Origin of the sequence: Gabonia massiliensis, from assembly GCF_001403595.1 — a bacterium.
Taxonomy (GTDB): domain Bacteria; phylum Bacteroidota; class Bacteroidia; order Bacteroidales; family Coprobacteraceae; genus Coprobacter; species Coprobacter secundus.
Map to the genome: position 1 here is coordinate 1,356,927 of NZ_LN877940.1, position 25,027 is coordinate 1,381,953.

Consider the following 25,027-nt stretch of genomic DNA (forward strand, 5'->3'; position numbering starts at 1 on the left):
ATATCATTTTCTTTGTATATAATGTTTATCCCTTATCGGGTAATCATGATTTTCCGGGTAATCATTTTACCATCAGATAGTTTTATTTGTATCGTCATAGGGAAAGAGGCATTGTTCCTGAATGGGATGTCGAAATAGCAACTGTTTGCCCGGTGTTGTCCGAGGATTTTCCCATCCATATTATATAGTACGATATCTTTTATGACTTTATCTGAAGAAAAATGCAGATAACCGTCCATGTGGTATATTACCATATCATTTATGTTTGCCTTTGTAGTGGATACCGGAGTTTCAGGCAGTTCTATATAAGGTTCCCCGAATGGTAATATTTCGTACAGATTCGGGATATTTTCCCTATTCCATTTAATTTTTATGGCTATAATGTTTTTCAGGTCCTGAGTGTCGATGATAGTACAGAAAGAGTTTATATTTCCTTTTTTTATCCACTCATTACCATCATATACGGATATTTCTGGCAGGTCGTAAGCTGTGTCAAATTCCGTATCTTGGTAAATTTCTATGCTGTTTATTGAAATGTTTTCAATGAAACGGTGTTCCAGATAACCTGCATCTACCGCTTGATAGCAAGTCGAAAGGTCTTTATCTGCCAGAGCTGCAATCTGCAAACCGTTATTATCGGATGTTTGAGTCAGTTGTTCGGAAGTTTCGGATTTGAATTCTGCTACTTGCAGCCAGTTTTGTCCTGCAATGCTTTTAATGGAAAAGCGTACATAGCGGGCATTGTATCCGTTTGCATTGCAGGTAAATGTACGGTTATAGTCTATATTTCCGGCAGTGAATGTGGCTACTTCATGCCACGATTGGTTATCTGCCGATACTTCGATGGCTGCTGTACCTGTCGGCTGGTCTCCTTCACAGAAAGTTATGCTTATTTCATATTGAGGAAGAGCAGTAGGGTAAGTAAGCAGAATATAATCTCCGATGGCCTGAGCTCCATTTTTCCAGAAGAAACTTTCGTCATTTCCGTCCGTAACGTTATTGATGTTATAGTTTTGGTAAGTGGCCATATTAGTAGTGACAGATGCTTTTGCATCAGAAGTTGAGATAATGCGGTCTACCGTAAATCGTTCTGTTCCGATAGCCAAGGTCTTTTCAGAAGTATTTTTTATACGTACGTAAGCGACTTTTGTCTGAGCAAGGGGTAGTATCGCTTGAGCCCATTGTTTCCCGTTTTCTGAATATTCTACCGTTAAGCCTTCGGCAAGTTGCTGTTCGTCTATACTGATATTTTCTAATCTGCCCCAATAGATGCCGATATACTCGTCTTTTTCAAGTTTTATGTTTTTCAGTCCGCTTAGGTATATTGTATTTGTTTCTTCGTTTATGTCTGCTCCTTGCAGGTCGTTCAAGCATGAGATTATTTGTATTTCATCTTTTGATGGCCATAATCCGGGTACACTGTTGCCGAGTTTCTCAACGAGAAAGTCTACGAATGGGCGTAAGTGGCTTTCAGCAGGTTTTACTTCATAGTACTTTTCGCTGGTAGAGGTGCCGTATCCTTCTAAAGCGCTGACTAAATATGCTGAGTCTGTGCTCAAGCCGCCATATAAAGATTTTAGACGTAAATATTTCACCCATGCTTCGGAGCGTTGCATTTCGTTTCCTTTCTCCAGCATGTCCAATGCATCAAGGGCAATGGAGGTTATAGTCTTGAGTTTGGCGTTCCAACAACGAATGTCCTCATACATCAGGCGGTAATCTCTTTTTTCACTATTTTTCATGGTTTCGATAATAAGACATGCTTGATTGAGTTCTTCAAGTTTGGCCTGTAGTTGCTTCGTTTCTACAGGCATTTGTCCGGAGGAGAAATGTTCTATGAAGTTATCGTAGAGTTTTATCATGTCGTCATCTTCGACCAGAGTGTTAGAGTAACGGGCAAAGCATTTTAAAGCTGTGGCAGTTTGTGAATCATTGGGTGCCAGACGTTCAAAAACATCTTCCCAATTTTGTTCTACGTCGAATGCTGAAGGGTTCCATCCGTAATCGGCTCCTCCGAATAGGGCGATTTTGGATGCCTGAGCTTGGTTCATAGGATTCATAACTAACCCATGAAGAGAATTTATCGGCCCTTGCGGGTCTTCAATAGTCCAGTGGGTAGTCATTTTACGCATGTAGATACGGTCATCGTGATCATCGTTTACCGGGTTATTCCACCACATTACCGGGTTGCGTCCTACCCGATTGCTCATGTCTGTTATAGAAGAGGGACGGATGTTCGAAAAGCAGTCATAACCGGTAAATGCAATGACAACTTCACTGTCGACATTTTTTAAGTCATATAGTGTAGATGAAGCTCCGTAATTAAGAGCATAAGCTGTAGGGACGAAGAATAGGGGGGATACATGTTCTTCTGTGTCAGAAGTATTGTTGTATGTATTACGCAGTCTTATTTGTACTTCGTTGGCTAGGTGGGCCTGCATATTACCGGATGGAGTATAGGACATATCATCGATGAAAACACCGAATCCTCTGACTCCGAGAGTGTGGAGGTGTTCGAATTTTGTCATCAAAGCGTCTATGCCCTTATTCATTTCTGTTGTATTAGAGAAACTGATACCTTGTTGAAGTCCGGGGTGGGCAGCCCAAATGAAGTTGACGTTACAGTTTTTGGCAGCTTCAACCATTCTGCGTAAATCATCCTGGGTAATCAGTCCGAAAAATTTTTGCTGTTCGGTAAGAGAAGTCGGATAGTTGTCCCGCCAGTTTCCGAGATGGTAGGGGTCCGATTTCGGTCCATATATGAAAACGTTCATTTTGAATCGTTTGCAAAACTCGAAAAGGCTAATGCGGTTATCAACTGAGTAAGGATGGCCGTAGAATCCTTCTACGATGCCTCTATATTGTGTGTGCGAATAGTCTTCAAATGTAATTTGGCGAAGGGTCTTATTCCCGGATTGTTCGAACATTTGTTCGAGGGTTGCAAAAGCATAATATGCTGAACCTTCGTCATTTCCAACAATGACAATGTCTCCGTGAGGGTGTATGTCATTTATTTGCAGAAGATATGGGTCGAACTTGTTTTCTCCTTGCTCAAAAACGGAAACCGGTAAGTTGTGGGTACCAATGTATTCGTCTATGGTATTGTTTGCCCCTTTGATACCTAAAAAAAGATTTGATTTTGATGAGGAAGGTTCTGATGAAAGTGAAATGGAATATCCGGCATTTTTTAGGACTTCTTTCATTCGATTTATAATGACGGATGTAATCCCGTTTTCACAAATAACATTGATTTCATCGGTCAATGTTATTGAATTTGGGGTTTCCGTTACTCTTTGAGGTGTCGGATATATGGTATATGATTGTGCATATATCGAGGAGGACAAGATAAATAAAAAGACCAATATTTTAGAAGTGTTTCTCATCGTAATTGAAATAAGTATTTTTATTTTTCAGTGTTTGGAATATGATAATTGGATATTCCCCTCCTACTTCTTTCAAAAGAAAAAGATTATTATCTTTCTTTTTATTATTTAATATTTTTAATATTGTAATCTTATATATTATTTTTTTATTCTCAGAATGAGTTAGCAAAATTAATTTTTTTTTATTGCTTAACAAAAAAATATTGTTTTTTTGGTCAATACTTTTTATTAATTTTTCTTTTGAAAGAAATAGAAGGGGTGTTTATAGTGGTTTATAATTTCTTGAAACGGATGATTGATTGATTTCCGTCCAAGGTTATTTTAGCAACATATATACCGGTAGGTAAGCTATTCAGGTCAGTAACAGTTTCGCTTGTACGACCGACTTCAGTCCCTAACATATTATATATAATGGCTGTTGCACCATTGGTAATATGAAGAATGTTGTTGCTGAAGTATGAGCTTTCGGTCCGTATATTGTTGATATCGGTATGGAGGGTAAGAGTGACGATGATATCCATGTCTTCAGTGACGGTAGTTTTTATTTTGTAGATACCGTCTACATTAGTTACCAAATCTGTATCTTCCATGTCTATAGGATTATTGTTGATTGTTACAGAAGAAAGTTCGTAGTTTTCTTCGGGTGTAACGGCAATAACTATAGGAGTATTTTCAGCTACGGTTTCACCGGATGTTATGGTTACATCGTCGTCTTTGTAAGCTTGGATTGTCCCTTTTCCGCTAATAGAATAATTGATAGTGTAAACGGTTTGTTTCTCAAATGTGACCATCAGGTCGATGGGGGAGTTATCTACTTTGAACGTATTCCCTTCTATCGGTCGGTCGTTAACGGTTATGCCACTTATCAGATAAGCGTCTTCGTTTGTATTCAGAACTTTGAGGTTACTGTATGTTTTTACCGGAGCAGGGGAGTTGCCGATTATTTTGCCGAATCGGTGTATTTCGTAAGTGGCCCCGTCTTCTGGAGTATTATAAGATACATCTACTGTGGTACGGCCATTGGTCTTGGCAATAGCGTCGGCAATAGGGAAATTGTTATTGCTTAGAGTCCCGTTCTTGCGGTAGTATGCATCTTGGTCTCCGGCTAAATTTTCGATTGTTGTCGTTTCGGCAGCTTCCGGCAAATAGTAAGCGACCAGGCCTTCAGGAATCTCGGTGTAGCCATACATAGAGGCTTTGATTTCTTCAGCGGATAGGGTCTTGTTCCAGACTTGTACCTCTTCAACTTTTGAGGGCATTTTGTTGTATTTTGAGTCTCCGATTGCAAAGTCGCATTCATCATAAAGGAGAGCCAGACCTCCATCTTCTACATTTTGAGAAAGGACTTCTTCGCCATTTTTGTAAACTTTGAAGTTTTTACCGTCATTACTGGTTGCCAAAGATATGAATGCGAATTCCCCCGGATAAAGTGTTGCTTCTGATATGGCGGCTTCATTGACACCTGGGCATGCTGTTGAGCTTCCATCCCATTTGCGGTACCATACTGTAATTTTGCCTTCTTTCACACCGATTCCATAAGAACCTTCTACAGCCCATGTGATACTGTTTTGAACATGTCCCATAAAGGTTCCGTTGTAACCCATGGGTGAAATCCAGGCAGAAAATGTGTAGTTACGAGAGCGTTGGTCGCTTGCTACTTGGTCACTGGTACTGTTGTGTTCTCCTAAGACAGTGTCACTGAAACGCAGCTGGCATTCTTCATCACCATAACCGGGTGCAGACATCAACAATCCGTCTCCGTCGCTGGCCAGTTCTTTGAATGTTGCAACAAAATTTGCCGTACTATTTACTGTAAAAGTTTCGCTGGCATATATATTATCATTATTTGTTATCGATACTAATTCATAGCCGGTATTAGGAGTAGCTGTAATACTGAGAAGTGTTCCTTCTGATACTTCTTCTCCGTTTGTAATAACGGTATTTCCGTTTTTGATGCTCAATTGTCCGTTGGTAGCGGAGAAGTTGATTGCATATTTTTTGATTTCTTGTTTTACTGTGATTTTGAGGTCATAATATGTTCCTTCTGTATAAGAACCGTTATAGGTCCAATCAGCTTCTGTTGTACCATTTACTGTACCGAAAAACATCATTCTTAGTAAATAAGTTGTACCTTCTTCGGCTGTTTGGGGAATGGTAATGCTTGGGAGTGTCCCGTCTTCGACTTTAGTTTCTGTATCTTCTGTATATACGAGTATGCCGTTTGTAGCATCCTCATAAGTCGTTTGTCCAGGATTCCCACAAAGAATGAGTCGAGACATGTCTTTATTTTCATTCGCATCGGAGAACACAGCGAATCGGCCCCAGAAAGTGTTTATTTTTATAGAAAAATCTATTTTAGTTCCGGGAGAAACAATAAGTTCCTGAGCCATCTTTCCTGTGGGAGTTTTAGGAATGTTGATGTTCTGCAAATCTTCCAATGCTCCAGAGGTAGTGAACGATACGATGTTTCCTACATTTCCTTCTTTGGGAAGTGTAGGTGCTTCATATCCTTCTAAAGGAGCAGCTTTTGCTGTCATACCCCATATAAAAAGGGGAAGAAGAAGTAAATAAAATTTTTTCATAATAGGAAATTTTAAATTTGATGTTTTGTATATATGTATAAAAAAATAACACATCTCCCTTTCTCCTCATACAAAGAGGAGATATACCGCAACCATTTTGATGAATAATTAGATATGAAGATTTATATATCGTTCATTAAAAACGGAGGGTAGGAGTGTGTTATAATTATTTTACTCTTACAAATATTTTAGGGATTATATTTATTTATTGCACATCATCGAAGTTAAGAGTGACTGTCCCTAAATTTACATTATACCCCGCTTTTTTTATGATTTGTACGGTATAGTTTTCTCCATCTTTCAGATGTGACGACGGTATGGGAATACGGTAAGTTTGCGTATCGGCATCAAAGTTTGTCGTTACGAAATTTGCATTCCATCCTTTGGTGTTATTCCGGTATGCAACGGCGTATTTATCTCCTGTTACCACTTCGTCAAATGTGATATTGATGTAGTAATTACCGCTTTCATCTTTGGAGAAAGGTTTATCGGAATAAACGAATGAGAAGAAGTCAAACTCAGCAAGGTCTTGTGCCATACCGTAATTCCAGCGAGTTATCTGAAGGATGTATTTTCCACTTTTCAGTAGATTGGAAGTAAATCCGACATTCACGGCTGATGAAGAGCTGTTGTTTTCGTCCGCGGGAGAGACTATAGATATTTTTTGTTCCCGGGTAGCAGCGTCGAGAATTCTGAGAGAGTCGACGTTTTGCCCCAACCATCCATCTGCGTATACTTGTATTACCCCGCTATTTACCCTGCTGGTGACAACTGCATCTTCTTGACGTAGTTTCAATATTTTGCAATCAAATGTCCCTATTACCTGAGCCTGCTCATCCCGGCATACAAGCAATTCCCATTTGCCCTGCTTCCATTGGTCGGTGGAGTTATATCCCATGACGATGGTGTCTTTGTCATAAGTCCGTACGTCATCTACAATTCCGGTGTATTTGTATCCCCATTGCCAGCTCATCAGTTCTCCTGTTTCCGTATAACGGAGTTTTACTTCGTCGAGGTCTTGCATACCTTTGATTCCGTATTTAAAATTTGCCATAGATACGACGGTAAATTCTCCTCCTATATTAGCCGTTGCCGGGTCATAGGTTACCAAATTATCGACAAAAGTATAATTCGGTACATCTACTTTATATTCCTCTTCACAGGCAACAAAACTCGAAGCAAGAGCAAGAATGGATATATACAGAAATTTACTTTTCATATTACTGTGTTTAAAGGAAGATGTTTTGCTCAGTTTTTATAACACACCCTTGTCCCCTCTGTTTTTAATTTATTTCCCCTCGAAGAGGGAACTTCAGGGTGTGTTATTTGTTTTAATTATCAATCTGATACAAACTCTTCTGTATCCGATTTATTTATTTTTGAGAAACCACTTTGAACGATTTCAGGCATTTACCGTTTTGTGATACTACCACGTAGTACATTCCGGAGCCATTATCGATAGAAAGTGTACATATTTCGCCTTTGTCTGCTTTGTAAAGTTGTCCGGTTACCAAACGACCTTGAGCGTCATATACTTTGATGTCGTAGTTTCCATCCGCAGCAAAACGAAGATTTACATCTTTCACAAAAGGATTAGGATATACATACATGTTTTCAACGATTTCTTTTTCTACACCTGTTTCTTCAGCTTTTATTTCAAGGTAATCGTCAAAAGTTTTGGTTGTAGTTCCCCATGAGTTGGTAACCTTTAATGTTACAGGATATTTCCCTTGTGTTGCATAGGTTGCAGTGGCGACATTTTCGTCATCTGTAGTATGGGTGGCTCCTTCAAGAATCCATTCTACCGATTCGAGACGGATATTTGAGACTCCGGTAATGAAAGGTACCCCTAACCCAACGGTCGGTGTTTCCGGTTTTTCTACACTTCTCTCGTTTTCGGTAGTAAATTGGCCTATGTATCCGTAAGGTACAAGTGTACTGTTTTGACCTTCGTTCCTGAATGCCTGATTGCCTTTTCCGTCATCTTCCATATCTTCGAATTTGAAATAACCCTGTAAGCCTTCAGGTGCCAAGAAGTATCCACTCATTGCCTCTTTTACCTCTTCTGCGGTAAGAGACTTGTTCCAGAGTTGAACTTCGTCGATGTAACCGTTAAATCCTGATGTGTTGTCGAGAGCACCTCCAATGTAAAAGTTAGCATTCCATTCTTTAGGACCGGAACCTTTTGATGTGGTACTGATAACTTCGTGTCCGTTGATATAGAGTCTTATATTTTTGTTTTCTTTTACGATTGCAATATGATTCCATACACCGGATGACAACGGATAATTTTGGCTGATACCGTCTACATCGTTATTATGTTCATAATTAGCTGTACCTGCAGGAGGAGCATCGAATGAAATAGAGATTTCGTTTTCGAGATTTCCGTTTTTAAAGTCAGCAGGTCTGATGACACACCACATTTCTCCCCATACTTTTTCTGTCCAAGTACCAGAGTAGTTCTTGTTTACTTTTTGAGTAAGAAGTGTACCTTTAGCTCCATGTTCGAATTTGTCTGATTTGAACCAGAAACAGAATGTGTTGTTTGTATGATTGTCTAATATCTGTTTATCAACGTAGAACATACTTGGATTCAAGATATATGCTCCTTGGGAAACCGTAGCTGGGCTGTCCTGATAAGTGGTTCCGTCGTTGAATGCCGGAGTCAAAGTTATTTCTTCATTTGTTTTTGGCTCAGCAGGATTGGCGGTATATCCCTCTATTTCGGGCATACGGCCTGTTTCTTCGGGAGATATTAATAGGCAACCTCTAGTCATTGTGCTTTCTTCTCCGGTAATTACTTCTACATCGTAAGTTCCCAACTCAGAAAGCTTTGTAGTAAGGGTACGAACTTCTGTAGCCTTGGCAACTTCATCTCCGGTAATAGCATCGGTGATAATAATGGTAGAAGGTGCGTGGTTCGGGTCGTCAAAACCGATAGTGAATTCTTCATTCGGTTTTATAATCGGTTTATTGATAGAAATAGTATTGATAATCTCTATTTCAGAGGTTTGTTTATCACTCCAGGTAATTTCGGAAGCACTTCCATTGAGTCCGATAGCACGTACACCGACCATATATTTTTCTGTATTTTCTACCGGTAGCGGTGCATCGATTACGTACGAAGCCCAAGAAGTCGTTGCTGTAAGTAAGGTAGGTTCGGAATCTTCCGTTTTGATATATACTTCATAGTACCAAGTATCTACATCTTCATTATAAGTAGGACATCCCGGATAGTTTGGAGAGATATCTTCCTTACCTTCATCAAGCATGCTCCAAGTCATTTTGAAATCTACGGCTTTATATGTGCGTTTACAAGGTGTAACGCTTACAATACGCGGAGCACGTGGAGTTTTGTTATAAGAAGCCGGAATCAACGATAGTTCGCCAATATTAATCTGATAGTTGGCATCAGTGTTTTCAAAAGCAAGTCCCATAGTAGCAATTACATCGTTGGCTTTCAAACCAAGGTCTGCAGCAGTAAATGAAATTGTATTCCATTCGCCGGCTTTGACGCTTTCAGCAGGAATAGTGTAATATTTGTATGTGTTTTCCGAGCCGACAAGACTTACTTTGAATTTGAGTTTGGGGTCTGTTCCGTTTTTCAACATGAAGGTGAGTCCGAATTTATCGTTTTCGCTTTCTACCGTAAATTTGGTTTTATACAGGTTTACTTCGGACTTTTGAGTAGCTCCGTGGAATTTGAGGCTTGAACCGCCATACCATGCTTCATTGAAATCGAAATCACAATTGATGGCATCTGCCGGGACTTCTCTATTACCTGCGTCTACCCACCAACGCCATGTCGGCAAATAGTCCTGCATACTGATATTGTACCATTTCTGATTGAATGTCACTTTTCCTTCTTTTTTGAAAGACATACCGTTTCCTAAATTGAAGCGGGTGATGAATGGCAGTTCTTGAAGAGTACTTTTGGCGTTAATAAAACGGGAATATCCGTGCCATTTTTTCAAGTCATTGTGAGAGGTGGTTACTTTTTCATTGCTTTCGTTGAGTGGTATTTTTTGTGCACTTAATACATTTTGTGTACCACCGGTAAAAAGCATTTCGAGTTTATCTTGGTAAGTATTTTGGATGGTCAATTCCGATGTACCGAATTCATTTGACCCGGTATATATTTGGCTGCGGTCATGAGCTCCCCATACGACAATTGACACTGGATATTTAGAAAGAACACCCCATCCGCCATTTCCCCATCCGCCATAGCCTCTACCTTGTTGGTCGAATCCAGCATATACATCAAATGGGGAACGCTTTTTTGATTTGGCAACATTGACAGAGGTCTGTAAAGAACCTTCGCTCCAGTTGTAATTCAGGAAATAAACATCAGTTACAGGATAGTTTAACGCATCGTTATGAAACCAATTGCTGTGATTGGCAGTTAGTGTACTACCACCGTCATTTAAGCCTCCACTGTTGGTCACATATCCGTACCAGTCAACATGGAAATGCCAGTCTTCCTCTTCTTTAGCAATGCGGTGGCATTCTGCAAGGAATTCTTGGAATTGGGTATTCAAATCGCTGCTAAAATATCCTTCTGGGTTAAATGCCATACCGTCGATACCGTAATATTTCATCAACTGTATCAGTTTCTTGGCATATTTGAATTTCCCGTTTTCTTTTTTACTTAGTTCGTAAAGGGGCTCTCCTGCAGGACTGGTCGGAGATACAGTACTTGCCCAATCGATAAAGTAATAAGCTCCCGTAATAACTCCGTTTTTGTGAGCTACATCATTGAATACACCCGGAGAACGGAACAGTTGTGATGATACATTGGAATGTACATCAAGATATTGCCACATGCTGAAATTATCGGCATCAAAGGTATAGCGGCTCATGGCACCCCATTGTTTGGTCATCTCACCGATAGGGGAGAACCAGCAAAGTTTTTTTTCATTTACAGCTTCTTCACCCGGAACAAGATTGGGGTTGGCTTGAGTAGCTGTATTGGTAATACGATCTTTTACCCGTACACGCGAAATGAAAAAATTGTCATCCGTATAGTTCGAATACTCAGGGTCATCAGGAGACAGATAAGGTTTTCCCGGTTCCCATGTTTCCAGCATTTTTACAAATTCGGTAGTAAAACGCTGGTTATTGTCCGTCCCGTAATTAATGTAATTCGGGTGAGTCGGAACACTTTGTGCCAAAGCACCTGCCGAGACTAAAAGTCCGGTTGCTAAAAATAGGTTTTTAATTCTCATAAAGCATTTCTATTAAGGTTAGAAATTAGAAGTTTTTTCAACATCCCACCATAGGCGTGTGCCTTGCATGTCTCCTCTTACAGAGCCGGTGGTTTCTGCGTCTAAGTTAGGTACACCTGTAGATGTAAAGTCCGATTTGGCTTCATCGACGCCTCCTGTAGCAAAAGGGATTCTCCGAATGGTCAGTTCGTCCGATATGGATCCGTCGGCTTCACCGTAAGCTCCATAGACCGCGGGTAAAAGTTTCGGGTATCCTGTACGGCGGATGTCGGTCCAAGCTACAAGAGACATGGGGAAGAGAGCCAGCCATTTTTGTGTCATTATTTTTTCGAGATAATATTCTTTTTCTTTGTCTGCCGTTACCGAGGTGTAAGGATTGGTATCTATACCTCCCCATCCGTTATTGAGCATGAAGTAGTAATCGGCTTTTTCATCGGAAGTCAGGTCGTTGTCCGGGTCGTAGGGGTCTTCATAAAGGAAATCTCCGCTGACAGTCATATCTCCGGCTCCTCTCCATGCCATGTAGTCACTATATCCTGAGAAGTCGTTTTTGGTAAATGATTCTTGGATTCCGGCTTCATAGAATGACTGGGCGGTTCCTCCCATGTTCCAGCCTCGTAATGCTCCCTCGGCTTGTAAGAAAAGGGCTTCTTCGACTTTGAAGAGTGTGACCGGTTTGGCAGCAAATGCCAAGTCGACAAATTTGGAGAACAGGATGTAGTTATTCGATGCCAAACTCGAATTGCTAAGATAGGTTCCCGAGCGCATCGACATGATTTTTTCTCCGGAGTTGTGCACTTTGTTGAATTTGCTGACCAGACGTCCGTTATTAGGAGCAAACCATGCTGTAAGTGCAGGATGATTGGTTCGTTTCATGATATTGTGGAGCGTAGCGTTGAGGCGTGCATCTACCCAACTGTTAGCGATTAGATAAAGAGGGTGATGTGCTTTTACCGGACCGTCTGCCCCACTTCTTAGTCCGACCTGGGGATCGCCCGGTTGCAGTATGCCACGGGTTACAGCTTCCTCGGCAAGAGTCTGTGCTGTTTTCCCATTGACATTGAAGTCAGGAACATTCACTACGGTCATGGCCAGACGAAGAATCATAGAGTTGGTAAATTTTCTCCAATGCTTGACAATGTCGGTAGCTGAGGTGATTTTGTCTTCAGAAATATAGTTCACACCTTCTATTTTTTTATCCAGTTCGGCTGTCGGATTTCTTTGATAAGCTTCGAGAGTAGAATCGGCCTTTTGTAATTCGATAAACAAGGTCTTAAATACATCGGATTGTTTTTCGTAAGTCAATGGCCGTTGCTCTTTCAAGGCTCTGAAGTCTGAATAAGGTACGGGTCCGTAGGTTACCAGATTTTGATAGATAGAGTACGAAAAGAGTACGCTTGCCAGTGCAGATAGTGGTTCGATGCCTAATTTTTTTCCGGAGTTGATGATGGGGATCGCATTAGGCGCCAATTTTTCGAGCGCTTCGGTTTGCCCGAAAGCATACGAGTCGTAGAACATGAATGAAGAATACATGTTTCCGTCGAAAGAATGGGGAATAGACATGTAACCCGCATAGTCTATGATATGAAGCGTATATTGCATCTGATAGAGATGCACAGCGGCCGACACAACCTGAGTTTGTACTGTGCGCAGCATAAACTCTGCTTCTTGTGATGTGGACAAAGTGTCTGAGGATACGGAACCGTCGCTTGAATTGATGACTGTAGTGTCTTCATATTCCAATACCGTATCGTAGCATGATGATACTCCGCATAACAAGAGCAAAGAGCAAGTAATTGATAAAATCTTATTAGATATGAGTTTCATAGCGAAATGATTAGAAAGTTGCTTTAATATTGAATCCGAAACTACGAGTTGTAGGTACAGAGAATGCTTCGATACCTCCGTAAGAGTTGGCTGTCGAGACTGATACATCCGGATCGACAGGAGAATCTTTGTAGAGGAAGAACAAGTTACGTCCTACCAATGATAGGTTCAGGTTTTTACCTTGCCCGAAAAGGTTGCGGAAGGTATAACCTACAGAAACTTCTCTCAATCGGAAGTTTGTAGCGTCGTATGTATATTGTCCCAAAGCCGGCTCTCCATTACCGATTTTAGTATAGTATCCTTCTGCAGGAGCAATTTCTCCGTCGGGCATTACAACACCGGGAACTGCAACACCAGCCATGGAACCTCCTACGGCTTGATTATAGATATATACTATGCCCGAGTCACGGGTTTTCCCACTTCGTTCGGAGACTCCGTAAGCATCGAGACGAGCTTCGGTATATGAGATTACCTTACCTCCTATTTTCCCGTCGATAAGGAAGAAGAAAGAAAAATCTTTATAACTGAATGTATTGCTCCATCCTAAATGATGAGGGGAATTGGCATTACCCAAATAATCGTTGTATTCGCTCGATAACATGGGAGCACCGAAACGGTCGGTCATAATCTTTCCTTCACTATCGTATTTGAAAGTACGTCCGTAGAGTTCACCGTAAGGTTTACCTACTTCGTATCTTACTTTCAGCCCACCTTGATAAATAGGAGTTTGTTCGATTACGGTATTTCCATTGGGCCCGTAAGTTTCGAGTACTTTATTCGTGTTGTACGAATAATTGACACTGGTACGCCAGATAAAGTTGTTATTAAATTTTTTGTTATAACCTAAGGTCAATTCAAGACCACGGTTACGGATGCGTCCGGAGTTAAGAGGAAGTTGTCCGCCGGTTGCTGCTTGTTGTGGCAACCACTGGTTGAGCATCATGGTGTTGTAAAAAGTAATGTCAAAGTCTACCGTGTTGTCAAACAGCCGGCCATCCAAACCTATTTCGGTAGAGCGCATCGTCTCGGGACGAGGGTCATAAAATTCCCGATAGGTTGCAGCTGAAGCAATTTGGGAACCCCAGTTAGTGGGTTTTCCCCCATAATTCAAATTAGGAATGGAGTTACCTACTTCACTATATGACAGACGCAGTTTGGAATGGTTGAACCACTCGCTTTCGATTTTGAAAAGCGGGTTGAGCAGGACATTACCTCCTACGCTATAATAGGTATAATGGTCGGGAGTACCCAAGTATGCAAATTGGGTATATGTGCGAGACCAGTCGGTACGTACCGAGGCATCTATGTATGCCATTTCTTTATAACCTATAGATGCTGTGGCATAAATGGCATTTTCCCAGTTTTGGTCATGGTTCTTGTATGTCCCGGTACTGGCTCCGCCTTGGGCTACGAGATTGGCTGGGTCGAATACGTTAGGAGTAGATGTCGTATCGGCCATCCAGTAGTTGATTCCGAAATCTTCGTAGTTTTCTACCATAGTGCTACCACCTATATTGGCGGATACGTCGAAATCTCCGATTTTTTTGGAATATGAAACCAAGAAGTCTCCAAATGTCTGGTTATTGGAAACCTTTGCATATTCGTAAATAGAGTTATAATATGTCTTGGCACGGGTTCCCTGCCAGGTTTTGCTTTCGTTGGTATCGGTAGTCCGGTCGATTTTAAAACGTACTTGAGCACTTAATCCCTCAATAATGTTTACTTTCAGTCCTATGGTGGAATAGATGCGTTCACGTACTTGTTCTCGTTTCAGGCGGTTTTGCAGCCAGTAGGGGGAGTTCCGGTTTTCGCTGTCACTCCAAGGCCATTGTTGTATGGGTCCTTCGACACCGGTAGACTCGTATTTACCGCTGCCATATTTATTGATATGATATAGTTCTCCCTGAACTTCCGAATTTTTCTTGAAATAGCGTATATCTGCATTTCGAGGCATTAGGTACAAATCATATAAAGGATTACCGTAAATACCAGACCCGGGACGATTTTGTGCTGTTTGGTTGATATAGTTTCCCGAGAAATCGATTTGTACACGGTCGTTCCAGAGATTTACAGACTGGCGAACTGTAAAATTGTGGCGCATGAATTTGTTGGACGGCATGATACCGTTTGCAGTCGTATTACCGTATGAAACATAGGTTTGAGCTATTTTTGTACCGGATGTGATAGATATCGTGTTGTTGAAGTTGGTTCCGGTTTGCAGGTAATTGCCGACATTGTTTAGTGCATAATTGCGCATGTAGGGTATTTCGTTGAGGGCTGCATCGGAGTAAGTCCCAAGGCGTGGACCCCATGAAAGCATGTTCAGACGGCGTTTCTCTACAGGATTATTCGGGTCCATAGACTGGTCACTGTAGGTCTCTACATTGGCTCCGTATGTATTTTGGAATTTGGGAGTGACCAGTGGAGTTTCTACTAGAATACTGCTTGACAAGTCGATACTTACTTTCCCTTCTTTTCCTTTTTTGGTAGTAATGATTAATACCCCGTTTGCTGCGCGGCTACCATAAAGAGCTGCTGCATTGGCCCCTTTAAGTACGGTGATTGTTTCGACATCGTCCGGGTTGATATTGGAGAGTCCGTCACCACCATCGGTCGTGTTACCTCCCGCCAAGAGAGCGTCTGTAATCTGAGTCGTACCTCTCTCTGCCATCGGAATACCATCGACAACGATAAGAGGTGTATTACTTCCCAAGATAGAAGAGTTACCTCGTAACAACAGTTTAGAAGAACCACCCGCACCACTGGCATTTGGAGTGATGACGAGCCCAGATGTTTTACCTTGCAGAGAGTTGATAAAGTTGGCGTCTTTTGCACGAGTCAGTTCGTCCCCGTCTATTTTCTGAGTGGCATAGGTAAGGGAAGTTTCTTTCCTTTCGATACCCAATGCCGTTACGACAACTTCATCAAGCAGGTGTACATTGTCTTTCATGATTACGTTGATTTTTGTTTGCCCGTTAATAGACTGTTTGAGGGGTTGATAACCGACATAAGAAAACTCCAGTTCATTGCTCCCTGCCGGGACTTTGATAGAGTAGTTCCCGTCTATGTCGGTAGCCGTAGCGATATTTGTGCCTACAACTTTTACGGTAAGACCGATGAGTGTCTCTCCTGATGCATCTGTAACGGTACCGGTTACAATTTTACTCCCGGTATTTTGTGTAGCAGCATTTTGAGATTCTTGAGTAAGCTTAGTTTCGGCTACGGCCTTTTTGGAAAGGATAATGTTGGGATTCTGGATAGAATAAGTGACGTTGGTATCTTTGAACATAATGTCCAAGATTTCGCCTACAGTTTTGTTCTGTACATCCAGATTTACTTTCCGCTGAGTGTCTATTTGAGTGTTGAAAACAAATAAACACTCTGCCTGTTTTTCGATTTTTTTCAATATTTCCTCGATGGGAGTATTTTTNTGCTAAAGCGATTATAAACGCTTTGAGACTTTTTTTCGGCATAAGTGTTTTTACATGCATACGAAATTAGTATTTAATTATTTTTATAATTAATTAAAATTCTATTTTGTTAAGTTTTGAAGGGATAGCTAAAGAGTAAGTCAAATTTTTCTCATAGGCTTTTCTGGTATTATTTTTTAATTATTCTTTATTTTGTGATTGATATTGTATTAGAGTCTTTATCCCATTTATAATCGAACTTGAAATCGTATTGCAATGTGCGCAAGGCATGTTGAATACCGTTGTAGCGATAGAATTTTCCGGTGTAATGTTGTGTGTTTTCCATATTATTGTCAATAATGATTTTTACGCCGAAGCATTTTTCGAATCCGGACATAAGTTCATTGAATGATTTGTTCTTAAAATAATAGATACCGTCTTTCCAAAGTTCAGATTCAAGAGAGTGAATAACCGATTGCTTAAATTCTCCATTCTCGAATTGAGCCCGATATCCAGGTTTGAGGATTATGCTTTTTTCTCCTGACGCCATATTTACAGAGCCTTCGATGAGGGATACCGTAAAATACTTATCTTTAGTTGTAGAAGTCACATAGAATTTTGTCCCCAAGACTTTTACTTTTCCATTAGGGGTATTTACGGTAAACGGACGCCAACGATTATGTGCGACTTCAAGGTAAGCTTCACCTTCTATTTCGATGTTACGTTTGATACCTATAAAGGACGACGGATATTTTATTGTAGTACCTGCGTTGAGCCAGACTTTGGTTCCATCAGGGAGTAATAGGGTATTCGTGTTTCCTGAAGGAACAGTAAGGGAGTAGAGAGGGATCATCCGGTCGGCCATCGTAACATAGAAAATACCCACTGTTGCGGAAAATAATACGATAAATATCGCGGCGATACGAAGCAGTTGCATGCGATGATGACGACGGAAATTATACTCGGTACGCGAAATGCTGTCTGTGGATAACAGAATGGCATTATATATGTTGCGCTCCCGCGAAAATTTTTCCTTGTTTTCCGGTGCAGCTTCTACCCATTCTCTCACTTTGATTCGTTCTTCGAGAGAAGCTCTATTTTCGAAATATTTATATAGTATTTCCTTATTCATGACACAATAAAGACGGTAAAATGTTTTTTATCCCTAGTGAAAAATGTATTTTTTTGCCTTAAAAAATGAAATATATTTTTTAATATATTGATTTATAGTGTATTAATTAAAGGCTTTTTTTAGAAAAAAATGATATTCTTTTCTGTAAAAGAGATAAAGAAGACAAATGTGCAGCGTTGTGTCGTATACAGATATTGTCATAAATAATCTTTTAATTTTTTTCTAAGAATATTCAAGCATTTGGAAATGTGAAATTCTACACCTTTTACCGATATTCCGAAATTTTCGGCAATGGATTTATATGATTTCTGTTCGAGGTATCTTTTATAGAATATTTCACGAGTTCGGTCGGGCAGGGTATCGATAGTTTCATTTACTATTTGATTTATTTCTCGGCTAAAAAGCTCTGACGGGTCGCAGCTTCGTAATGAAGAAATATTGATTTCTATTTCTCCAAGCATTTGTCTATACATCTCTTCATTTTTTTGAAGGCGATATTTTCTTAATTCGAGTAAGTCGATGCATTTGTTCCTTAAAATGGTAAATATATATCCTTTGATATTGTTGATTTGAATATCGAGTTTGTCTTTGTTTTCCCAATATTGAATGAATGCATCCATAACTGCATCTTCAGCTTCTTCCATATTCCCGAGATAGGAATATGCAAATTGGATGAAACCAGTTTTTGAAGTTTTAAAAATGGTTGCAATATCAGTGTCTTTTTGATGAAATATTAACGTCAAACTCTAATATTTTTATAAATTGAAAGCTTTTTTTGAACAATATCTACATTTTAAGTATATTTCTAAATTTTAATATTAGTATATACCTTTGTTATATTAAAAAAGCGAAATTTTCAACATGCTAATATATAGAATAAAATAATTATTTGTCTTCTTTTTGACAAATTTTTTTTCAGATGTATTTTGTAAATATTTATATATAAAATATGTATTATTTATGATAAAAATTTGTGTATATTCCGCTTGTAAAATTTGACAGTTTCATTAAATTTGCAATTCCCCTCGTTTTGCATGGATAGAAATAACGGATTTTTCTTTAATCTGTATTTTTAAGTTATTCCGGGATGCCGTGAGGCATAGGCTTGGAAAATATTTTGCATTTGAATCAAAGCTGTAGCTTTTTTTAATATAATATTTATAAGTATGGAAAAACCTTTGTCTTTTATTGCTGTGCCGGTATTGGCCATTTCAGCGTCATCTTTATTATCCTGTACTTTGAAAGAGGAAAAACGGCCGATGAACATACTCTATATTATGAGTGACGATCATTCTTATCAAACAATCAGTGCTTATAATGACCAATTGATAAAGACTCCGAATATTGATCGTATAGCTCAAGAGGGAGCCCGATTTACAAACAGTTTTGTTGCCAATTCTATCAGTGGTCCTAGCCGGGCTTGTATGCTTACCGGCAAACATAGTCATGCCAATGGCTTTACGGATAATTCCAGCACGTTTGACGGTAGTCAACAGACTTATCCTAAATTGTTGCAAAAAGCCGGGTATGAGACGGCTATTATCGGAAAGTGGCATTTGACGTCGGCTCCTACTGGGTTTGATTATTCAGAGATTCTTGTCGGGCAGGGGGATTATTATAATGCCCCTTTCATTAAAAACGGTGAACGTATAAAATCGGAGGGTTATGTAACAGATGTGATTACAGATAAGGCTATCGATTGGATGGAAAATAAACGGGACAAAGACAAGCCGTTTTGTTTGCTGTTACACCATAAAGCTCCGCATCGTACATGGATGCCTGATTTGCAGGATTTAGAACTTTTCAGTGACAGAGAGTTTAAGTTGCCCGATAACTTTTATGATACTTATGAGGGACGTCAGGCTGCGGCAGAGCAGGAAATGAGTATTATTAAAGATATGGATTTGGTGTATGATTTGAAATTGGCCGATAAGGAGAATGAAATTCATTCCGGAGCTCTTGAACAGGCGGGCCGAAATATGTACAATCTTATGACACCGGAGCAGCGGGTTGCATGGGATAAGCATTATGACAGAGTGATTGCAGATTTTAAGGAAGCGAATTTGTCGGGAAAATCGCTCGCTGAATGGAAGTATCGTCAATATATGCGTGATTACCTTCGGGTAATTCATTCGGTAGATCGCAATATCGGCCGGGTTCTTCAATATTTGGAGAATGCCGGGCTACTTGAGAATACAATGATTGTTTATACGTCTGACCAAGGTTTTTATATGGGAGAACATGGCTGGTTTGACAAACGTTTTATGTATGAGGAATCGTTTCGTACACCTCTTCTGATACGTTTACCGGGAGGGAAGAAGGGTGATATAGAACAGATGGTGCAAAATATTGATTACGGGCCTACGATTCTCGATCTGGCCGGAGTTCCGGTTCCATCGGATATGCATGGTGTGTCATTTTTGCCGTTACTTCGTGGTGAAAAAGTTGATAACTGGCGTACGGCACTTTATTATCATTTTTATGAATATCCGGCAGAACATGCTGTGAAAAGGCATTATGGTATTCGTACAGAGCGATACAAACTGATACATTTTTATAATGATATAGATTCGTGGGAATTGTTTGACCTCCAGAATGACCCTTCGGAAATGCATAATATTTATGGACAACCGGGGACAGAACAATTGGTGGCGGAATTGAAAGAAAAACTGGTCGGGCTACAAAAATTATATGGAGATTTTAATGCTATGAAATATAATAATTAAGAACCCGTCGTACATTTGTACGTTTGTCAATATTCGTATAATATGTGCCTTATGAATAGATATAAACAAAAATCGTAGAACCTGTGGTTATAGAAACTGTCGTTTAAATTTTCCGATAAAAGAAATATCAGGTTTTCTTTGCGTATTCATTTAGTTTATTTTCTTGTGAAGAGGGCAAATATCCTCAAAAGAAACTCATAAATATGATTTGAGTAAAACTTAAACCAGTTTTAAAAGTTGTAAGATACTATTTTTCTTTAGCTAATGTGCTCTTCCATTTTTTCAAAAAGATGGAAGAGTATTTTGTTTTCTTTTTTGTATTGCTTAATGTGTTTTAAAGAGAGATAAGTTAAAATTATAAACTATTCGATTTTTGCTGGGAACATACAAGCTTTGAATGAATGGAGTTTCGAAGTTTGTTATAGATAAAATTGTATGTTAAATTTTTATATTATCGTCATATTTCTTCTTTTTATATTGTTTTTTCACCAAATTGATAAAAAAAATGCGTGTTTTATTTCTAAAATAAATAAAATATGTATTTTTGCAATATATAATAAATGGAGTAATGATTTTTTAAAGATAAATATCTGACAATTAGTGCGTTGTTGAAAATTGAAAGAGAATAGTTTATATAAATGGCAGATGTGTTTATTTTTTATAAAATATTTGATGACAAAGTATTATGTATAAATAATCGATGTAAGAGTCTTATGTTTGGTCTTTCCCAAATGAAACCTAAACTGTAATTGAAATGAAAAGAAATTGGAGAATAGTTCCTGTTATGTTGCTGTGCTGTATCGGCGGGAGCTCTATGGAAGCAGGGAAAAAAGATGGGGGGNATGGGTGTGTAGCCGGATGGCATTTGATATTTAATGACTCTGTTGCGGGAGCAAATGTTTCTTCTGCCTTTTCTTGGCTTGACATGCATAAAATAAAACCGAAGAAGAAAATTGTGGTCGGTGTAATCGATTCGGGCAGTGATACTACGCATTTGTACTTAAAAGATGCACTCTGGCATAATAAGAAAGAGAGAGATAATGGGAAAGATAATGATAAGAATGGATATGCCGGAGATATTTTAGGCTGGAATTTTTTAGGAACGACCGATGGTTCTTTTAATATGCAAAGTGCCGGAACAGAAGAGTTCAGGGAATTTAAAAGGCTTTATCCAAAATATAAAGATTGTGTTGTTGATTCTGTTGGGATAGCTAATGCTACTCCCGAATTTCTGTATTATTTGAAAATGAGGGCGGGTGCTCGTATAGATACTTATATAAAATTTGCCGCTTATCTGGAACAGCAGGGAAAAGCTTATGACGAACTTTCGAGGCGTGCGAGTGAAGCATATCCCGGTAAGGATTCTTTAAGGGTGATGGATATTATGAATATTGATGCTAACGATTCCGTATTCAATATGTGTGCCCAATTGATTGCAGTTGATTTGATGAGCGGGAGCCGGGACCGTTTGTGGAAAACGTTGGTCGACAATCATAATGCTAAGCTTGAATTGGCCCGTAAACGGATACATGGTATAGAATTTGACCCGGATAAGCGCTTGCTAATGGGTGATAATATACATGATGGGAAAGATTGTTTTTATGGTAATAATAATGTAATGTGTGATGACTATTATCATGGAACATTTGTGGCTGGCGTGATTGCAGCACAACCTAATGTTATAAATAAAATGACAGGTATTTATCCTTTGGCTAAAGTGATGACCATACGGGCGGTCCCTGAAGGGGATGAATACGATAAGGATATTTCTTCGGCTATTCGATATGCCGTAGATAATGGGGCAAAGGTCATAAACATGAGTTTCGGAAAACGTACGTCTCCTGATGCTGTAATGGTAGAAGACGCTATAACATATGCTGCTGCTCATGATGTATTGCTCGTTATGGCTTCGGGGAACAGTGGTGTAGATTGTGACCGTATTACATTTTATCCGCAAGGTCTTGATAAATCGGGCTGTCGTATCGATAATTTGATTAGAGTGGGAGCCTCTGATAAGAAAGGAAATCCGGCTCCGAATTCCAATTATGGTCAGAATACAGTAGATGTTTTTGCTCCAGGGGTGGATATTACTTCTTTGGGACCGGATAATGGATTTGATGTATCGAGTGGTACCAGTGTAGCAGCTCCGGTGGTTACGGGTATTGCTGCCATGATCCGGGATTATTTCCCGAAGCTGACGGCTGCGCAGGTAAAGGATATTTTGATAAAAAGTGTTACTCCTATGGGTGACAAGCAGGTCAAGCTTCCCGGGGCAAAAAGTAATGAATATGTTACCTATGACTCTTTATGTGTATCGGGTGGAATTGTGAATGCGCTCGATGCGGTGAAGCTGGCAGAAGAAATGGCGAAAAAGAGACGGAAAAATTAATGAATCGGGAAATAAGGAAGATGAAATTCAAGATAATATATTTGTGTTGGGGACTGTTGTTATCGGTTGTTTTTTCTTATACAGCCGATGCTCAGGATTATGTGGACTGGAAGCGGGCTGAAAGATTTACTGCAGATTCTTTATCCGGGCATTATCGTTCTACAGGAGTGTCTGCCAACTGGATAGAAGGGACTCGTTATTTTTATTATTTTATAGAAAAGAATGGTGCCCGTGACTGTTATTTGGTGAATGCTTCAAATGGGAAAAGGAAGTTGCTTTTTGATAATGAGAAGCTGGCGTCTGAGGTTTCTCGTCTTACAGGGAAAGAATATAAGCCTGAGGATTTGAAATTGTATCGTCTTGATTTTTATAATAAAGACTTGAGTTGTTTCTATATAAAGAAGGAAGGGAAGGATATAAAATATACAATTTCTTCTGGTACAGGAAAGGTCGTATCGGAACGTCCCGATGCAATAAAGAAAAAGAATGCGGGAACCTCATTCTCTTTTGGTAAAGGGAAAAGACCTTGGGCTAAATATTCGGCTGATAGTGTATATATCATATATGGTCGTAATCATAATTTATTTCTTTCGCGGAATGGGAATACTCTGGACGATTGGCAGTTGACGACTGACGGGGAGCCTTATAACTCATACACGTCGAATAATAGTGAAAAACGGGATACAGCTTGTGCATATACATCTGCGCGATGGATAGATGATACTCATATGATTTTTGCTTTTCGGGAGGATAAGCGCAGTATTGAGACCATGACATTGGTTAATAGCTTATCCAATCCTCGTCCTTTGGCTGATACGTATAAAATGCCGATGCCCGGTGATAGCGGTGTTAGTCAGTATGATATACAATTGTTCGATGCGGAGACACGTAAAAAAATAGTTGTACCTATAGCTAAGTATCCAGACCAGAAGGTAGTCTTAAGCTATGCCGATGTCCCGGGATATGTATACATGACCCGTCGTAGCCGTCCGGCCGATTATATAGACTTATGTCGTATAAATACTCGTACTGGGGAGGTTGAGGAGTTGATTTCGGACCATTGTGTTCCTCATATGAATGTGCAACTTTTTAATTATCAATTGATAAATAAAGGGAAAGAAATACTCTGGTGGTCGGAGCGCAATGGAAAGGGGCAATATTTCTTATATGATGAGAATGGAAGGCTTAAGAATGCCATAACTCCGGCAGATATGGTTGCCGGACAGATTGTGCATCTTGATACTTTAGGCCGCACTATGATTGTTGAAGGATATGGAAAGGAAAAGGGGATAAACCCGTATTACCGTTTTTTCTATAAGGTAGATTTGGACGGCAGTCATTTCACATTATTGACTCCGGGAGATGGAACACATAGTATTGAGTTGTCTCCGGATAAAAAATATCTTATCGACAATTATTCCCGAATGGATATGCCGGTGGTAAGCCAGTTGGTAAAGATTGCATCTCCTAAGAAACCGATGGTTATAGAACAAAGTGACGACAGTGAATTACGAGCTTTGGGGTGGCGTCCTCCTGTATTGTTTTCGATGAAAGCGGCAGACGATTCTACTGATTTGTATGGGATTATGTACTTGCCTTTCGATTTGGATACGGCCTGCCGTTATCCTATCATTACCAATGTGTATCCGGGACCTCAGGATGACCAGATTCCCCGGGCTTTTACAGTGGATGATAATTATAATCAGTCTTTGGCACAATTGGGTTTTGTCGTTATTAATGTTGGGGCTCGGGGAAGTTCCCAGTTACGTGGGCGTGATTTCCATTGTTTCGGTTACGGGAATTTGCGAGACTATCCTTTGGCTGACGATAAACATGTCATCGAAGAGTTGGCTCGTCGTTATCGATTTATCGATATTGAACGGGTCGGTATATATGGGCATTCAGGAGGGGGATTCCAGACGGTTGCCGCCATGCTTACTTATCCGGATTTTTATAAGGTAGGTATAGCTGCATCGGGGAATCATGATAATAATTTGTATATACAATGGTGGGGAGAGACGTATCATGGTGTACAATCCCGAGTTGACAGCATAACGGGGAAGACGGTATTTTCTTGTAAGATACCGACCAATAATGAATTGGCCGACCGCTTGAAGGGGCGCTTGATGCTTATTACCGGGGATGTCGATAAAAATGTGCATCCATCAACGACTTTTCGTTTGGCAAAGGCTCTGATGGAAGCAGATAAACGTTTCGATATGATGATTATGCCGGGAATGGACCATGGAGTAGGTAATGACTATTATTATAACCTGATACGCTATTATTTCGTGGAGCATTTATTGAATCCGAAAAGAGAGCATATCGATATTATTCATCACAAATAAAATAA

The 25,027-nt window shown here is 39.8% G+C and carries 11 protein-coding genes; 3 read left to right on the forward strand and 8 right to left on the reverse strand.

Annotation, left to right across the window (positions count from 1 at the left end; all coding sequences use genetic code 11):
• Positions 1 to 32 precede the first annotated feature (32 nt).
• The 8 genes from BN2628_RS15220 to BN2628_RS15260 form a co-directional block, all read right to left on the reverse strand.
• Entirely contained in the window at positions 33 to 3,383 is a 3,351-nt protein-coding gene (locus BN2628_RS15220; RefSeq protein ID WP_055099079.1) for a glycoside hydrolase family 84 protein, read from the reverse strand.
• Between the two features lie 272 nt (positions 3,384 to 3,655).
• Entirely contained in the window at positions 3,656 to 5,965 is a 2,310-nt protein-coding gene (locus tag BN2628_RS15230) for a LamG-like jellyroll fold domain-containing protein (protein WP_257606512.1), read from the reverse strand.
• A 205-nt stretch (positions 5,966 to 6,170) separates the two neighbouring features.
• Positions 6,171 to 7,184 carry a hypothetical protein gene (locus BN2628_RS15235; protein ID WP_021930103.1) on the reverse strand — a complete coding sequence of 338 codons (1,014 nt, stop codon included), beginning with the start codon at positions 7,182 to 7,184 and terminating at the stop codon, positions 6,171 to 6,173.
• A gap of 154 nt (positions 7,185 to 7,338) precedes the next feature.
• Entirely contained in the window at positions 7,339 to 11,190 is a 3,852-nt protein-coding gene (locus BN2628_RS15240) for an endo-beta-N-acetylglucosaminidase (RefSeq protein ID WP_055099188.1), read from the reverse strand.
• A gap of 18 nt (positions 11,191 to 11,208) precedes the next feature.
• On the reverse strand, positions 11,209 to 13,017 hold the full coding sequence (locus BN2628_RS15245; RefSeq protein WP_021930101.1) for a SusD/RagB family nutrient-binding outer membrane lipoprotein: 1,809 nt from the start codon (positions 13,015 to 13,017) through the stop codon (positions 11,209 to 11,211).
• Positions 13,018 to 13,027: 10 nt separating this feature from the next.
• Positions 13,028 to 16,423, reverse strand: coding sequence for a SusC/RagA family TonB-linked outer membrane protein (locus BN2628_RS15250; protein ID WP_055099201.1), 3,396 nt, complete (start codon positions 16,421 to 16,423; stop codon positions 13,028 to 13,030).
• Between the two features lie 212 nt (positions 16,424 to 16,635).
• Positions 16,636 to 17,559 carry a FecR family protein gene (locus tag BN2628_RS15255; RefSeq protein ID WP_055099207.1) on the reverse strand — a complete coding sequence of 308 codons (924 nt, stop codon included), beginning with the start codon at positions 17,557 to 17,559 and terminating at the stop codon, positions 16,636 to 16,638.
• Between the two features lie 197 nt (positions 17,560 to 17,756).
• Positions 17,757 to 18,302: an RNA polymerase sigma-70 factor gene (locus tag BN2628_RS15260; protein ID WP_021930098.1), complete on the reverse strand. Its 546-nt coding sequence runs from the start codon at positions 18,300 to 18,302 to the stop codon at positions 17,757 to 17,759.
• A 423-nt stretch (positions 18,303 to 18,725) separates the two neighbouring features.
• On the opposite strand from BN2628_RS15260, the gene BN2628_RS15265 reads away from it, so the two are divergent.
• The 3 genes from BN2628_RS15265 to BN2628_RS15275 all read left to right on the forward strand — a co-directional run bounded on the left by BN2628_RS15265 (position 18,726) and on the right by BN2628_RS15275 (position 25,022).
• Positions 18,726 to 20,285, forward strand: coding sequence for a sulfatase family protein (locus BN2628_RS15265; RefSeq protein WP_021930097.1), 1,560 nt, complete (start codon positions 18,726 to 18,728; stop codon positions 20,283 to 20,285).
• Between the two features lie 754 nt (positions 20,286 to 21,039).
• The gene (locus BN2628_RS15270) at positions 21,040 to 22,674 is read left to right on the forward strand and encodes a S8 family serine peptidase (RefSeq protein WP_055099211.1); all 1,635 of its coding nucleotides are present in this window, start codon (positions 21,040 to 21,042) and stop codon (positions 22,672 to 22,674) included.
• Positions 22,675 to 22,694: 20 nt separating this feature from the next.
• Positions 22,695 to 25,022: a S9 family peptidase gene (locus tag BN2628_RS15275; protein ID WP_055099215.1), complete on the forward strand. Its 2,328-nt coding sequence runs from the start codon at positions 22,695 to 22,697 to the stop codon at positions 25,020 to 25,022.
• Positions 25,023 to 25,027: the final 5 nt, after the last annotated feature.